We start from the raw sequence: 15,364 nt of genomic DNA, 5'->3' as shown, positions 1-15,364 counted from the left end.
AAATGTCCCTTTCTGCTGGCAAAGCCTGACCTGAAAGAGCATGAAAACTTGAAAATCCATAAGCTACACTTCCTGAAAGATGGAAGATGAAGGCAACAAATTTTACTCCTTCACAGCTTTTACTTTGCTTTTATCTTCACATTCTTCAAGCATTTGATTACTATTTTTCCCAGAAACAGGATGTGCAAAACCCGGCAAAATCTCCGTTAATGGGACCAGCACAAACTTCCGGTCTGCCAAATATGGATGAGGGATTTTCAGCTCCGAAGTTTCGATCACCAGACCGCCAAAATAAATAATATCAATATCCATCGTCCGATCTCCCCAGTGTTCCTCTCGTTGCCTTCCAAGATCTATTTCAATCTGTTGGATAGCGGCTAAGACTTCTAAAGGAGAATGTGATGTAGAAATTTCAACGATTTGATTCAAAAAAGGGCCTTTAGCCACTCCCCCCCAAGCTTCTGTTTCGTAAACTTTGGACTTCGCTGTCACTTCACCTAATTCCGAAACAGCCTGTACAGCCGACGTCAGCAGTGCATTTCTGTCTCCTTTATTTCCTCCTAAAATTAAAACTGCTTTTTTGAACATTCTTCTCCAGTAATTGCTTTTGTAAACATGGCCCAAATTAGGTTATTTTGGGCCTTCAAATAATTTAGCTTATGAAATTCTTAGGAAATGTACTGGCTGTAATCGTCGGTCTTTTTGTTTTCAGTATACTCGGTGTGCTTTTAATGTTTGGCTTGATTGGCATTGCCGTGTCTTCAAGTGGAGACAAAGAAGTATCAGTTAGTGAAAACACAGTTTTGCACTTGGATCTTAATGGTAGATCTATCGTAGAGAGAACGTCTGAAGATGACTTGGACCTTTCTATGTTAGGAAATCCATTTGGCCAGGAGTTCAGCGCAGGACTAATCAACCTTAAAAAAGCCATTGCTGAAGCCAAAACCAATGAAAATATAAAAGGTATCTACCTTAACACTGGCCTGGTAATAGCTGGACAGGCAAATCTGCATGAGCTTCGTGAAGCTTTAGTAGATTTTAAAACTTCCGGCAAGTTCATTGTTGCCTACGACGAAGCTTATTCAGAAGGCGGATATTACATTGCTTCTGTAGCTGATGAGATATACTTGAACCCAATAGGGGGAATGGACTTTAATGGCTTTTCTTCTGAAGGGATCTTCTTTAAAGGACTTTTTGAGAAAATAGGCGTACAGCCGGAAATATTCCGGGTAGGTGAATTCAAATCAGCTGTAGAACCTTTTATCCTTGAGAAAAGCAGTCCTGAATCCAGGCTTCAAACTCAGTCGTTTCTTGATGATATGAATCAATTTGCACTTCAAGGAGTATCTGAGTCTAGGGGTATTCCCTTCGATAGCTTGAAAAAAATCAATGATATGATGTTGGTTCGAAAGCCTGAAGACGCAGTTACTTATGGATTGGCGACAGAGCTACTTTACATGGATCAAGTACTTTCTAAGATGAAGGAAAAGCTTGGTATAGACGAAGGCGATGACATCAAAACGATCAACGCCACTGACTTGAGTAAATTAGCTAGGTCTAAAAACCTTACATCTTCTAATAGAATCGCTGTAATCATCGCCGAAGGCGAGATCGTAGGAGGAAATGCCGATGGTGTCATCAGCTCAGAAAAGTTTGCCAAAGAGATTAGAAAAGCACGCAAAGATGATAACATCAAAGCAATCGTGCTTCGGGTGAATTCTCCTGGAGGATCGGTCGTAGCTTCAGAAGTAATTTGGAGAGAGATGGCAGAGGCTAAAAAGGCCAAGCCTGTTTACGTGTCCATGGGTGAAGTAGCCGCTTCAGGCGGTTATTATATCTCTGCACCAGCTGATACCATCGTGGCACAGCCAAATACTATTACAGGTTCTATTGGCATTTTCGGTATGATTTTCAATGCCCAAGAGCTGCTAAATGAGCATTTAGGAATTACCACGGATGTTGTAAAAACAGGTGAGCTTTCAGACTTTATGAATCCTACCAGACCAATGACTGAAGTGGAGCGAAACATCATCCAAAACACTATAGAAGATGGGTATGAGACTTTTGTCACTAGAGTATCCGAAGGTAGAGGAATGTCTCCAGAAGCTGTTAAAGAAGTAGCTTCAGGAAGAGTCTGGACGGGAAATCAGGCTAAAGAACGTGGATTAGTAGATGTACTTGGAGGACTGAATACTACAATTGAACTTGCAGCGGCGAGAATTGGTGCAGGCGATGATTATCGTGTTGTATATTACCCTACTAAAAAACCATGGTTTGAAACTATCATGGAGGACCTTGGGAACAATGTTCAAATCAAAATCCTTCAGAGTAAGTTGGGACCGAACTACGCTATTTACAAGCAAGTGGAAAAACTAAAATCCTACGAAGGTGTTCAAGCAAGAATGTCACAAGAGTTTATCATAAAATAAAAAAAGCGGCCTAGGCCGCTTTTTTTATTTCTTTTGCAACAAAATCAACCAGGCCCGATCCACATCATCTTCATCGAGTGCTTCTTTGGCCAAAAGATGTAAGTGATCTATTAAAGAATCTGGATCATTTTTAAAGCGGACTCTCATCTCTTGGATCTCTGCACTTTTCCCAAATTCCGCAACCTCTATTTCGCTAGGTAATGCTTCTACATTCCCTAATCTCCCCAAATTATTCCCACTCAGGATTGCGCTATTTCTTACCTCAGCTGGCATTTGGTCAATTCCAATTCCTAGGTTCCTAAGCGGCTTAGGGATCTGAAAGAGGGAAGCACCACTCGCACGGCTATACCAATTCCCACCTAAACGTGCTACTGCATCTAGCTTATTAGGATCAATCACACCTGCCTCATCAAAAATAGCTTCATTTATATGAGCCGCCAGCACCTCACAGATTACAATACTTCCAGCACCTCCACTTTCTCCAAGTGACTTCACCTCATTCACCCTGCACTCAAAGGACACATGGGCTTCTTTTATCCGGGGCGGTTTCACTTCATTTGATGCCACTTGCGTAAACCCCGCTTTTTCAAATTCATTCACTCCCTTTTCATACTCAGTGCTAGCCAAGGACATTTGCTCCACCATCCCAAAATGTACGATGTGAATCACTACTTCAGGAACTTCCAATATATTTTCAAGGGTATGTTTAGTAGTGTTATTCCTCATTCTTCTTAAGGGAGAAAATAGTAGAATGGGAGGCTGAGAACTTACCAAATTAAAGAAACTAAAAGGGCTTAGGTTTACATTTCCAGCCTTATCGATAGTGCTGACAAAGGCAATTGGTCTTGGTGCCACTGCGCCTTGCATCAAGCCATAAAATTCTTGGGTACTTAGGTCTTTGGGATAAAAGGTTTTCATGTGTTTACAATTATTTTTTTATTTGCCATATGCTTAACTGTAGCTGGACTTGCAGTCTCACATATTGAAATTCATTTTCTTATCAGTAGCTTAAAGCCTCCCTTTATATTGGGCGGACAAGGTTTCATTTGATGAAATTAGGATTCAATTTTAATTACATAAACCATTTCGAACGAATAAGTTCTAAAATCATGACAAGAACCCTGAAAAGTTTACTAAAAACTAGCCTATTCCTGGTGATACTCCTAGTGGGGATAAGTTCAAGTTCCAACGCCCAAACCCACAACTTTGCTACGTTCAATATTAGATATGCTAACCCAAATGATATTGGAAATCTCTGGACAGATCGCCTTCCACATGTGGCGAGCCTGATCCAATTTCATCAAATTGACTTGGTTGGAGTGCAAGAAGCATTAAATTCCCAACTGTTGGATCTGACCCGAGAACTTGGCTATTCCTACATTGGTGTTGGCCGGGATGACGGAACAGAAAAAGGTGAATATGCAGCTATTCTCTATAATCCAGAGATGTTTGAGATTTTGGATCAAGGCACTTTTTGGCTTTCGCCAACTCCTGAGAAGCCAAGTAAAGGTTGGGATGCAGCACTAAATAGAATCTGTACTTGGGGCAAATTCAAGGATATGAGCGGAAAAATTTTCTACGTTTTTAATATTCATTACGATCACATCGGTCAGCAGGCACGTGAAGAAAGCAGCAAACTGGTGATGGCTCAGGTATCACTGATAAACAAGGAAAATGCGCCCGCAATTTTGATGGGTGATTTCAACGTCAGACCTGACAATGCGGCCTATTCTACCATCACTTCCAACCCTGATTGGCAGGATGCTAGGTTAATTTCCGAAATCCCTAGCTATGGCCCAGCTGGATCATTTACCAGTTTTGACTGGGAGAAAATGCCTGATGGAATCATCGATCATGTTTTTGTGAAAGGTGATCTCAAAGTAATTAGACATGGAATACTGACTGATAACTATGGCAAAAAGTATCCGTCGGATCACTTTCCAGTCTTAGTGGAAGTGGAGTTTTAATCACGTTAAATGAATGTAGGATTTACCTCCATTCTACCTAATAGAAAAATCAATCATTTAAGTAAGGCTTATTATAGTTGGAATTAGGTCATTTAAAAACCCTGGTAGATGAGTGGTAGCTAAGACATCACCCTCTCTAATACTTAATATGTGCCTTGGCTCTTTCTTGTAATAACTTGAGTTGAGCAGGTGAACAGTATCGAAATACTGAAAATGCATATTCAGATTACGATAGCCTAACATATATCGATTCTCTATTTCAGCCTCGGGCACAAAATGCCCTCCATTTTCTACTCTGATTTGCACCCTCCTTTTTGCCTCTTTAATTGAATCTAAACAAAAGAAAACCAGAATTAGCTCATAACCCGCCTTCTTAAATTTCTCAGGCCAATACAAGGGTGTCGAATTAAAGTTAGTTTCGTAGCAGAAGTCTTTCTGATTATCAATAGAAAATAAAACCTCTTCTTTCAACTCTGCCCGAACAATATTGTGAGCCATAACATCTCTGATATCAGAATCAGACAACCTATGGTAAGTTTTTAAAAAGTGTTTGTCGTAATCGTACGGAATGATGCCTTTAGGAACTATGGCATTGGAAAAAGATGATTTACCAGAACCATTACATCCAGCAATCACTATTAAGGTTGGCTTAACCACCAAATTGTGGAGAAGGGGTTGGGCTCATATTCAAGGTTCCCTCTTCAAGTTTATCCTCATAAACTTTTATTTCTCTGCGAATTCTTGGCATCTCTTTTTTGAGCTTTAGCTCCAAATCCTTTAGAAAAGCCTTTATGTCATCATGGGTTCCCATAGCACAAAGATATTAAATACATTATACTTCTTAAAAATCAACGGGTTAAAGTAATTTTAAAAGATTTACTCTTTACAATAAAAAGACCTTCGGGGTTTTCAAAACCCCAAAGGTCTCCTAATACTTAAGGCTCCAAAGCCGCAACTCCTGGAAGCACTTTGCCTTCCATGTGCTCTAGCAATGCGCCTCCGCCTGTAGAGACGAAAGAAACATCATCTGCATAGCCAAATTTGTTGACTGCAGCAGCGGAGTCTCCACCACCGATAAGAGAGAAAGCCCCAGCTTTAGTAGCAGCTACAACTGCTTCGGCGATGGCCTTAGTCCCCTTATCAAAAGAAGACATTTCGAAAACCCCCATTGGGCCATTCCAAAGTACAGTCTTGGATTTCATGATTTCTGCTGCAAAAAGCTCAGCCGTTTTTGGACCAATATCCAATCCCATCCAGCCGTCAGGAATCTCACCTTTATTCGCTAATCCTTGTTCTGCATCATTGGCAAAAGCCTTGGAAATAACCGTATCAACAGGAAGAATCAAATTCACTCCTTTTGCTTTTGCTGTCTCCATCAATTCCAATACGAAATCAAGTTTGTCAGCTTCCAAAAGTGAATCCCCAATAGTGCCACCTTGCGCTTTGGCAAAGGTATAAGACATTCCTCCACCAATAATCAAGGTATCTACTTTGTTTAGTAATTGCTCGATGATCAAAATCTTGTCAGCGATTTTCGCACCTCCCATAATTGCCGTGTACGGTCTCTCAGCATTACCAAGAACTTTATCAGCGTTTTTCAACTCGGAAAGCATCAGGTATCCACAAACCTTATCGTTGAAAAACTGTGCAATCACAGCCGTAGAAGCATGCGCTCTGTGTGCTGTTCCAAAGGCATCATTCACATATACATCTCCTAGTTTAGAAAGCTTTTCTGCAAAGTCCTTATCGCCCTTTTCTTCTTCCTTGTGAAATCTAAGGTTTTCCAAAAGCAAAACTTCGCCTGGTTTTAGGCCTTCAGCAATCATTTCAGCTTCTCTTCCAATACAGTCCGGAGAAAATTTAACAGGTTTATCAAGTGCTTTTTCAAGCGCTACAACAATGTTTTTAAGAGAAAATTTATCTTCAGGACCAGATTTAGGTCTGCCTAGATGTGACATCAATATCACAGATCCACCATCATTCAATATTTTATTGATCGTAGGTAGTGCAGCCTGAATACGAGTGTCGTCAGTTACACTCAACATGTCATCCAAAGGCACGTTGAAATCCACTCTCACGAGTGCTTTCTTGCCTTCAAAACTTAGATTATCTACATTTTTGATTCTAGAGTTCATAGTAAGGTTAATAGCTTTTGATTAATTAAATAGATAAAAATCAGGTGTGAATTTATCAAAGATTACGGCAAAAATCGACTTTCGCCTGTGATCAATTTGCTAAGAGGTGCTGGAAAGCAATTTTATCCCTTCGTTGCAGCCCGCTTTAAGCGGTCATTTATCGCTTTGCCTAAGCCTTCTTCAGGCATCATTTCCGCTAAAATCACTTGGACATTTGATTCATCCAAAGTCCTCATTGCAGCAAAAAGATTCGTGGCAGCCTCTTTCAAATCAGAGCCCGGACTCAAGGCAATTTGATATCCAGAAGGAATGGAATCAAACTTTTTGTCCAAAGAAAGTACCGCGAAATCAATACCTTTCTTTTTATGATCTAATAGTAGGGTTGCCAAATCTCCGATCAAAAAAGGCTTCGTTGGTGCGTAATGGCTTTCCAATAACCCGGGTGCCTGTGGATTCGAGGAACTATGACTTTTTACTTTCACCTTCCCAACCAAGGCTTCGATGTCAGAAATATCTAAACCTCCTAGCCGATAAACCACGATTTCATCACCCTCCATTCCCACAATCGTACTTTCTAACCCTACTAAACATTTGCCACCGTCAAGAATGTAGGATATTTTGTCTCCTAGCTGTGCGTCCACATGTTTGGGCGAGGTAGGGCTGATGTAGCCAAAGGGATTTGCACTTGGCGCTGCTAACGGGTAATCGATCTTCGAAAGTAACTCCAACGTCAGCGGATGATCTGGGACACGAACTGCAACGCGATCCAGCCCGGAAGTCACTATATCTGGAATGGTCTCTTTCCTAGGAAGCAAAAGTGTCAGCGGACCTGGCCAAAATTGCCCTGCAAGCTTACGAAGTGGCGAGGGAATATCAGTCACATAATTCACTGCTTCCTTAAGCGAAGGAACATGAATTATCAATGGGTCAAAACTAGGGCGGTTTTTCGTCTCAAAAATCGACGCTACGGCTACTGGATTCAACGCATTCCCTGCCAAACCATACACGGTCTCCGTAGGAATAGATACCAATTTAGCAGCATCTAAAACTCTTTTTGCTTGCGATATGTCTTGCCCTATCTCTGCCATTTTACTCGCAGAAGTCGTCTATCCAAGTTTTGGCTTCAGTGTATCCCAGCTGAAGTGCCATTTTCAGGTCTGCACATCCTTCTTCTTTTTCTGATTCTCCCAAAGCAGACATTCTAGTTACTCCTAAAAGGTAGTAAGCGGCAGCATTTTTCCCATCCAAGTTGATGGCATCAGTCAATGCTTTCATCGCATTACCTGGATCGTTATTTCCTAAAAGGGCTTTGCCACGATTAAAGTGCACCAACGCTTGATTTGGCTCTACCTGAAGTGCCGCATCAAAATCCAATAATGCATCTTCGTATTCCTCCAAGCCTAACAAAGCCAGCCCACGGTTATAATAAATATCAGTTTGAGTAGGGTCAAGAAGAGTTGCCATGTTATAATCTGAAACGGCGTTTTTGAAGTTTTCCAGTTTCAAATTGGCATTCCCACGGTTAAACCAAGCCTTATAACTAGCGGAATCTGCTTCAATGGAAGCGGTAAAAACAGGGATTGCTTCTTCAAATTTTTCCTCTTGAAAAAGTGCTGCACCCTTAGCATTCAAAGCCAGCGCATTTTCTGGGTTGATCTCCAGCGCTCTGTCAAAAAGGGAAATTGCCCCCTGCCAGTTTTGAGCATCCATTTGAAGGATCCCCTCTTGTACCAATTCCTCTTCACTTGGGCTACAACCCATTAATCCTGCCATCAGCAAGGTAATTATCCAAAGTTTTTTCACAGCTTAAATTTTGCGCAAAGATAAGGAATGTGACTTTGTTTTCAGGAATTGGACTGAAGTTTTGCCCTATAGTTTTCAGGAAGCGGCATAGGCTTCATCGTTTTCATGTCCACAGAAACGAGTATGCACTTGCTTTTTGCAAAAATATGAGGATCACCGGATTTGGTTTCTCCTACCAAATATTGCTCTAGGTCAAAAGAGCTATTTCCTACCCTGCTGCATTTCACCAAAGCTTTGATGCTATCATCTACGTGAATAGGTCTGAAGTAATCCATTTCAATTCGTCCTACTACACAGCCAACCTCCATAATATCCCAATGGCAGACCTGCTCCAAGAAAACAGCTCTGGCATGCTCGAAGTAATTGAAATAGATCCCATTATTGACATGCATGTATCCATCAATGTCGGAGAATCTAATCTGAATGGGTAAGGAAAACGCTATCTCGCGCTGTAACTGCGCAGGGTCAGGCTTAATCATTAAAGGAGGATTTCTGATTTACTGGTTTTCTCAAGCATTCTCAGAATTGAAGGATTGTATCCAATCACATCCTGCACTGAATCAAAAGCCACCCAGGCTAATGAAATACTCTCATCACTTTTGATCAAGGGCTCGTAGAGATCTGCCTCCAAAATGTAACGCACATCGAAATGAAAATGCTCAGGAACGTGCGGCCTCTCAGGAATAATATGCTTATCCAAGTCAAAAATAGTCTTATCTACAAACTCCAAACTTTTCAAACCACTCTCCTCAATCGCCTCTTGCATTGCTACTTCCAGCAAATCTTCATTTCCGTCAGCGTGACCGCCGAGCTGAAGCCATCTGCCCAATTTGCGGTGGAGTGTAAGTAAGGTATGTGTACGTTTACGATTTACTATCCATGCAGACGCTGTAAAATGACCTTCCAATCGCTCTCTATCGTAGGCAATAGGATCTTCCGTCAAATCCAAGAAATCCTGAATAAAACCTGCCTCCTCCTCATATGGTGTCCGGTATCTCCCTAGTTGCTCTTTAAAGTTAATTCTGTCCATCATGGGTTGCTTCAAATAAATGATCAAGAAATTGATCGAAAGGTTCTGGATCTAGGTATAGCCTATCCGAATAAAACGTCACTAATACCTTGAGGTAATTGGGCTGGTTATTTACATTTATTTTCTCGATGGAAATATTGCCATATAACTGAGAAATCAACTCATTCTTGGCAAGTATTTTCAATGGCGGTTTGAAATAAAATTTTTCGGTGACTTTCACCTGATCGTTTACTTCTTCCATTTTCCGATCAAAACTCACTTGCCTATAGCCCAAAGCTAGAACTCGCTGCGCAAAAGCCAAGAAAAGCAATGAAAATGTTTGCTCATCCAAAGGATCGTCATAGGTGATCGCAAAACCTCTGGCATATTTCGAATCGAGAATGTGAGTTTGCGGACGCTCCTCGATCTGTATAGTTTTGAAGTAGTAAGACTTCGAGACTCTGCCAAAAAGCTCTCGTCCCTCAGTTGAATTCATCCAATCCCGTACCTTGGCCACATCCTCGCCTTTCTGTACAATGTTCTCCTTGTGATTCACCGGAGCTTTTTCCGATGAATTGAAAACTTTGTTGAACAGATCGTCGAGAAAATTACTCATGAGGTTTAAGTGCGTAGTTGCCAGATGCAAGAAGTGTAATATATCCTTGATCCTGCAAAATTCGCAAAACTCGAAGGTTTTTTTCAGAAGCCGGCAAGCGTATACGTTCGAATAGGTTCCGTTCTGACAACTCCCCTACACTATTTAAAGTTTCCAGAATTTTATTTCTGAGCTTATTTTCAGCCTGATCAGGGTGATTAGCCTTGCGCTGAGATAAGCACACATCGCAAACTCCACAGATTTGATCTGTATTTTCTCCAAAATATTCCTGAATGAACTGGGTCCGGCAAAGCTCAGATTGCTTCCCGTAATTCACCATACTTTGAGCCTTTTCCAGCGTCAAAGCTCTCCTAAGCTCTATTCTTTTGAAGTTCAAGGGCAATTTTCCTGCGTCATAACGTGGAGTCAAAAAGGTAATCTGAGGCTTATCCTTGCTCTGGTCATACACCATTACTTCCAATTGCTCCAGTTGCTTTAGTGATTTGATCAACTCACTCTCATAGATGTTGAGTGACTTAGCAAGTTTCGCTTCTTGAATTTTTATGTATTCTGAAAAAACATTTCCTCCATACGTTCTCATGATGATTTTCACCACTGGATCAAGCTTTGCGTAAGCGATTTGAATCTCATATAATCGAGAGGGGTCCACGGTAAAATGGATCTTGGACGGAGAATAATAGCTTTCACTTAAGCCAATGAAACCCTCCTCCTCCAATAATTTCAAGGCATAAAAAGTCTCCAAAACTCCTAGCTCATACGTATTTGCAAACTCATTCCATTCAAAATCAAAACTGCTGAGCATGTTACTCCCTACAGCAATCCGGTAATAATTTGCGAGACACTGGTAAACTCTTCTTACAAAATCTAGCGGAGGATAAACTAGCTCTGCTCGCCTCAAAATAGTTTCGAAATCCTGATTATTTGCCAATAACACTCCGTAAGCCTTCCGCTCATCTCGCCCAGCTCGTCCAGCTTCCTGATAGTAATTCTCCACATTTTCCGGCAAATCGCTATGAATCACCACACGCACATCCGGCTTATCAATTCCCATCCCAAAAGCATTGGTACTTACCATCACCCGAACTTCATTCTTCATCCAGGCATCCTGTCGCAGAGCTCTGTCCTGCATGGACAAGCCCGCATGATAGGCGGAAGCAGAAATTCCCATCTGCGTTAAAGCCTTAGCAATTTGATGCGTCCCCTGCCGATTTCTCACATACCAAATCGCGGTCCCATCAATTCTACGCAGTATTTCCAGCCCCTTTTCCAGTTTATTTTCTACCAGTCTGACGCTGTAGCTAAGGTTTTTTCTGGCAAAACTCTGATGAAATTCGGCAGGCTTTTTCATCTCCAAGCGCTCGGTAATATCAGCGCAAACCTGCGGAGTAGCCGACGCGGTCAAGGCTAAAACTGGAACTTCGGGGTGAAAAGGACGAATCAGCGCGATCTCCAAATAAGGCGGACGGAAATCATAACCCCACTGAGAAATACAATGCGCCTCATCCACCGCAATCAAATTAATTTTCATCTGTCGAAACCGCTCGATAAAAAGATCAGCTTTCAGGCGCTCCGGGGATACATAAAGAAATTTATAATCTCCATAAATGCAATTGTCCAGCGTGCGATCAATCTCCCGATAACTCATCCCAGAGTAAATTGCGGCGGCTTTGATCCCTTTTGCCTTCAAGCCATCTACCTGATCTTTCATCAAGGCAATCAGGGGACTAATAACCAGGCAAATCCCATCTATGGTCAAGCCTGGAATCTGATAGCATAGTGATTTCCCGCCCCCCGTCGGCAAAAGCGCAAGCGTGTCCTTCCCTGCCAGTACTGACTCAATTATTTCTTTCTGGACTGGCCGAAAATCAGCATGTCCAAATACTTGTTGAAGGATCTCAGTAGCTCTAGTCAGCATTTACCAATCTGGCGAAGTTTTATTCAAGAAAGCAGCAATTCCTTTCTTACAGTCTTCATGAGCTCGAGCTTTGGCGTTAGTTTCAGCAGCTAGCTCCAGAGATTTATTTCTGCTTTCTAGGTTTAGCTTTCGCAAAAGGGACTTGGTTTTGCCCATTGCGTAGCCGGAATTTTGGGAAATGAGCTTGCTTGCAAATTCTATAACATATTTCTCCAAAAACTCAGAAGGCTCCACTCCGGTAATCAATCCTAATTCTGCCGCTTTGGTAGCAGTAATAAACTCGCCTGAAAGTAACAATTCCTGCGTTTTGGCTGCTCCAATTTGCTCCTGCAAAAAAACAGAAACCAAAGCTGGAACAAATCCAATCCTCACTTCGGTATAGCCAAACAAAGCTTCTGGAACAGAAAAAGCGAAATCGCAAACCGTAGCCAATCCACATCCTCCAGCCAACGCATGGCCTTGGATCTCCGCTATCACGACCTTGGGAACGCTATAAATCAGATTAAATAACTCCATCAATCTGCGGCTGTCTTGCAAATTCTCCTCATAGGAAAAATCTTGGAGTTGTTGCAAATAGGCCAAATCAGCACCTGCACAAAATGCCTTTCCGGTGGATCGAAGCAAAATAATTTTCACTTTTTCGTTTGCATTCATTTCCACAAAAGCCTGGTGCAAACCACTAATCAACTCAGGGCTAAGTGCGTTACGTTTTTCTGGCCTATTCAGCCTGATAATTCCTATTCTATCGAAGATTTCTGTGATTACAGCGCTCATTTGTAGTGCAATTTGGGTTTGGGATCAAGTTAGTTTCAATAGCAGGCTTTGCAAAATCAAACTCAGAAAAGTATTCGGTATGCTACCGAATCAACCTCCAGCGTATTTTGTGCTGGCATCATAACCCACTCACCATCAGACCAACTATAAATTGATTTTGGAGCCTTTAGAAACTGGAGCCTTTTATGTTTTGGGTCAAAGCTAAAGTCAGCTACGATAAAGTCCAATTTCCCAGAATCTAGCTCGTGCACAAGCAAGGATTTTGGAGTCTGAGACCAATGCTTTTGAACTCGATTGGGGTCCACCGAATAACTGATCTCTCCTGCTTCCAGTCCTTGGTTCCAAGAATAAATTTCTCCTGAATTAGAAAAATCAAACAACTGAGACTTCTTTCCTTGATAGACAAACAGCTCTCGGGAAGGGCTATGCAATTCGGAATACAATTGAAATGTGCTCCATAGAAAGATTAAAGTCAAGGCTAACCAAGCTAATTTTCTTTTCGACCCAAACTCCCAAGAAGCTACTATCAAAAGTATTCCCCAAACGAGTACCATCCCTGAAAACCCTATGGTCAGCCGATCTAGTTTTCCACCGGGAATTAATCGGATAGCTTCAGCAACCCAATTTTGAGTCCAAATCAACCAACTTAAAGCCCAACCTAGAGCATCTCCCAAAACGGGAATCCATCCGAAAATCATTAAAGGAACTCCTACCTGCATAATGACAAAAGCAAGTGGCAAAATCAGCAAATTCCCTATCAAGAAGTAGGTAGGAAAGACATGAAAGTAATAGATAGAAAGCGGAAAAGTAACCAGTTGAGCCGCTAAGCTAACTGTAGTCAATTGCCAGATGTATTCTAGAATCTTATGTCGTGGCAACCATAAATTTAGAATTAAAGGCTGAATCATCACAATCCCCAAGACTGCCAAATAGGACAATTGAAACCCGACTTCGTAGATCACATCAGGATTAATTGTAATCATCAAGATCGCTGAAAAGGCTAGGATATTATAAATCGATGGACGCCGCTCTCGCATCTGACCAAATGTGAGCAAAGAAAACATCGTTGCCGCTCTTACCACAGATGGTGACAATCCCGTAAGAAAAGCGTAAAGCCAGATGATAAAAATGACGAAAAGAAGATAAAGTCTAGCCTTCTCTTTTTTCAATTTGAGCGGCTTTAATATCAGTATGAACAAGGCATAAATAATCCCCACATGCAGTCCTGAAACGGCCAAAATATGCATAACGCCTGCTTGGGTGTATGCTTCTCGAATAGTTGGGTCAAGTTCTTTTTTCTGACCAAGTAGCAACGCCAAGGCGATTTGAGCAGCGTTTTCATCAGGGATTTTCGTTTTGAGCATCTCACCGATGTCATGCCTCAGATTCACCAAAAAGTACTCAAACCCAACACCAGCAGTCGAGTCTACAACTTGGAAATCTTTACCAATAAACTGACGGAAGAAAATCCCTTGCCTAGCCAAATATTGTCGATAATCAAATTCATAGGGATTGAGCGGAGCGGCTATTTGCTCTGGACTTTTACTCACCATCAACACATGTCCTGGTTTTAGCCCCTGTTCATTTTGATGGTAAATCAATACTTTGCCCTGTGCATCTTTCCATGCGCCATCGGCGAAAATAGATTTCACTTCCAGAAGATTCTCAAAGGAATTAGGCTTTTGCTGATCGTAGGCTACCACTTCAGCGAGATAGCTTTGTGAATATAGAATCTCCTTGCTGACATCGGTTTGTTGCTGCTTGAATAAAGCCAATAGGGCCCCAAAGAATATCAGTGCCATATAAGCCAGGTAGCTTGGCTGAAATACCATCCTCCCCTTTTCCTGCTTAGAAACTAGAATCAAATAGACCAGCCAAAATAGGATTAGTATAATTGAAAGGACCATCAGGTCAGGAGCACCATTCGAGTTGCCCCAAAAAACCCCGATCAAAACAAAAGGCAGATACCGTAAAAATGGAAAGTCAGCAAACCTCATATTGAAAAAATTAAAAAATTAATTTAATCCATTTTTTTCATAAAAGCTCACAACTTTCTAAATAGGTAAGACAAAAAAAAGAGCCCAACCTGGGCTCTTCAAATAATGCATGTTCAAGTAAAGTTAGAATCTATAGCCCAAATTAAACCCTGCATTGAATTCTATACCAGCAAATCTATCTGAAACATCATCACTGAAATTTCTACCCACACTCGCGAAGGGTCCAAACGCAAAGTTTTTAGACAATTCCCACTTATATCCTGCACCAGCACCTAGGATAAATGCTGTCATATCAGTTGTTTGAACTCCTCCTCCATCTGCGGGTTCTTCAAAATCTCCTAATCGAAGTTTAGCCAAAGGGAATAAGAAAAAACGACCACTGTTACCATTACCAAAGTAAAAGTTCAAGGAAGCTTGTAACGAATTGGTTTTATACTTTTTACCATTTTTCTCATTATTAATACCAAAACGATCGTTAATAAAGCCTTTAAATTCCAATGAATGATCATCACTCAAGTAGCGCTCATAGCCTACTTCTAATGACCCAAACCAAATTAAATTAAGAAAATTGACGTGAATTTCGTTTGAAAAACCGCCATAGCTCGGAGTGGAACTACCGCTGCTAGAAATCACATCTTGTGAAAATCCGGTCACTACAAATGCCAGAATCAGAGTAAGGGTAAAAATAATTTTTTTCATCTGTTTATAATAGTTTTCTA

At 41.3% G+C, this 15,364-nt stretch carries 16 protein-coding genes; 2 read left to right on the top strand and 14 right to left on the bottom strand.

The genetic code is table 11. The annotated features are described in order from the left end of the window. Nucleotides 1-102: 102 nt before the first annotated feature. Nucleotides 103-588 (bottom strand): 2-amino-4-hydroxy-6-hydroxymethyldihydropteridine diphosphokinase, encoded by a 486-nt coding sequence (gene folK / locus LV83_RS05915; RefSeq protein WP_111610628.1) that lies wholly within the window; start codon nt 586-588, stop codon nt 103-105. A gap of 71 nt (nt 589-659) precedes the next feature. On the opposite strand from folK, the gene sppA reads away from it, so the two are divergent. Next, on the top strand, nt 660-2,429 hold the full coding sequence (sppA, locus tag LV83_RS05910; protein ID WP_111610627.1) for a signal peptide peptidase SppA: 1,770 nt from the start codon (nt 660-662) through the stop codon (nt 2,427-2,429). A 24-nt stretch (nt 2,430-2,453) separates the two neighbouring features. On the opposite strand, the gene LV83_RS05905 is transcribed toward sppA, so the two are convergent. After that, entirely contained in the window at nt 2,454-3,347 is an 894-nt protein-coding gene (locus tag LV83_RS05905; protein ID WP_111610626.1) for a flavin reductase family protein, read from the bottom strand. Nucleotides 3,348-3,538: 191 nt separating this feature from the next. Here LV83_RS05905 and LV83_RS05900 point away from each other — a divergent pair, with 191 nt between their 5' ends. Continuing rightward, complete coding sequence (locus tag LV83_RS05900) at nt 3,539-4,396, top strand: endonuclease/exonuclease/phosphatase family protein (protein ID WP_111610625.1); 858 nt, start codon at nt 3,539-3,541, stop codon at nt 4,394-4,396. 57 nt (nt 4,397-4,453) lie between these two features. Here the strand turns inward: LV83_RS05900 and LV83_RS05895 are convergent, their stop codons facing one another. The 12 genes from LV83_RS05895 to LV83_RS05845 all read right to left on the bottom strand — a co-directional run bounded on the left by LV83_RS05895 (nt 4,454) and on the right by LV83_RS05845 (nt 15,344). Continuing rightward, nucleotides 4,454-5,053 (bottom strand): zeta toxin family protein, encoded by a 600-nt coding sequence (locus LV83_RS05895; RefSeq protein ID WP_158530512.1) that lies wholly within the window; start codon nt 5,051-5,053, stop codon nt 4,454-4,456. Then, nucleotides 5,046-5,207: a hypothetical protein gene (locus LV83_RS21370; RefSeq protein ID WP_158530510.1), complete on the bottom strand. Its 162-nt coding sequence runs from the start codon at nt 5,205-5,207 to the stop codon at nt 5,046-5,048. Before LV83_RS21370 ends, LV83_RS05895 begins: the two co-directional genes overlap by 8 nt. A gap of 124 nt (nt 5,208-5,331) precedes the next feature. Beyond that, nucleotides 5,332-6,531: a phosphoglycerate kinase gene (locus tag LV83_RS05890; RefSeq protein ID WP_111610623.1), complete on the bottom strand. Its 1,200-nt coding sequence runs from the start codon at nt 6,529-6,531 to the stop codon at nt 5,332-5,334. A gap of 122 nt (nt 6,532-6,653) precedes the next feature. Beyond that, on the bottom strand, nt 6,654-7,619 hold the full coding sequence (locus LV83_RS05885) for an L-threonylcarbamoyladenylate synthase (RefSeq protein WP_111610622.1): 966 nt from the start codon (nt 7,617-7,619) through the stop codon (nt 6,654-6,656). 1 nt (nt 7,620) lies between these two features. After that, a complete protein-coding gene (locus LV83_RS05880) occupies nt 7,621-8,292 on the bottom strand; it encodes a tetratricopeptide repeat protein (protein ID WP_111610918.1) in 672 nt (223 codons plus the stop codon). A gap of 83 nt (nt 8,293-8,375) precedes the next feature. Beyond that, nucleotides 8,376-8,813, bottom strand: coding sequence for an acyl-CoA thioesterase (locus tag LV83_RS05875; RefSeq protein WP_111610621.1), 438 nt, complete (start codon nt 8,811-8,813; stop codon nt 8,376-8,378). Next, nucleotides 8,813-9,364, bottom strand: coding sequence for an NUDIX hydrolase (locus LV83_RS05870; protein ID WP_111610917.1), 552 nt, complete (start codon nt 9,362-9,364; stop codon nt 8,813-8,815). The genes LV83_RS05875 and LV83_RS05870 overlap by 1 nt, the downstream gene beginning before the upstream one ends. After that, nucleotides 9,351-9,959: a hypothetical protein gene (locus tag LV83_RS05865; protein ID WP_111610620.1), complete on the bottom strand. Its 609-nt coding sequence runs from the start codon at nt 9,957-9,959 to the stop codon at nt 9,351-9,353. The genes LV83_RS05870 and LV83_RS05865 overlap by 14 nt, the downstream gene beginning before the upstream one ends. Next, the gene (locus LV83_RS05860; protein WP_111610619.1) at nt 9,952-11,874 is read right to left on the bottom strand and encodes a RecQ family ATP-dependent DNA helicase; all 1,923 of its coding nucleotides are present in this window, start codon (nt 11,872-11,874) and stop codon (nt 9,952-9,954) included. The genes LV83_RS05865 and LV83_RS05860 overlap by 8 nt, the downstream gene beginning before the upstream one ends. Continuing rightward, nucleotides 11,875-12,648, bottom strand: a complete 774-nt coding sequence (locus LV83_RS05855) for an enoyl-CoA hydratase/isomerase family protein (RefSeq protein WP_111610618.1) — start codon at nt 12,646-12,648, stop codon at nt 11,875-11,877. 62 nt (nt 12,649-12,710) lie between these two features. Next, nucleotides 12,711-14,645, bottom strand: a complete 1,935-nt coding sequence (locus LV83_RS05850) for a ComEC/Rec2 family competence protein (RefSeq protein ID WP_111610617.1) — start codon at nt 14,643-14,645, stop codon at nt 12,711-12,713. Nucleotides 14,646-14,768: 123 nt separating this feature from the next. Continuing rightward, nucleotides 14,769-15,344, bottom strand: coding sequence for a DUF3575 domain-containing protein (locus LV83_RS05845; protein ID WP_111610916.1), 576 nt, complete (start codon nt 15,342-15,344; stop codon nt 14,769-14,771). Between the last annotated feature and the right edge of the window lie 20 nt (nt 15,345-15,364).

Origin of the sequence: Algoriphagus yeomjeoni, from assembly GCF_003259505.1 — a bacterium.
In the GTDB taxonomy this organism is placed as follows: Bacteria; Bacteroidota; Bacteroidia; order Cytophagales; family Cyclobacteriaceae; genus Algoriphagus; species Algoriphagus yeomjeoni.
The sequence above is the reverse complement of the archived record's forward strand: the minus strand, read 5'-3'. Positions and strand labels throughout refer to the sequence as shown.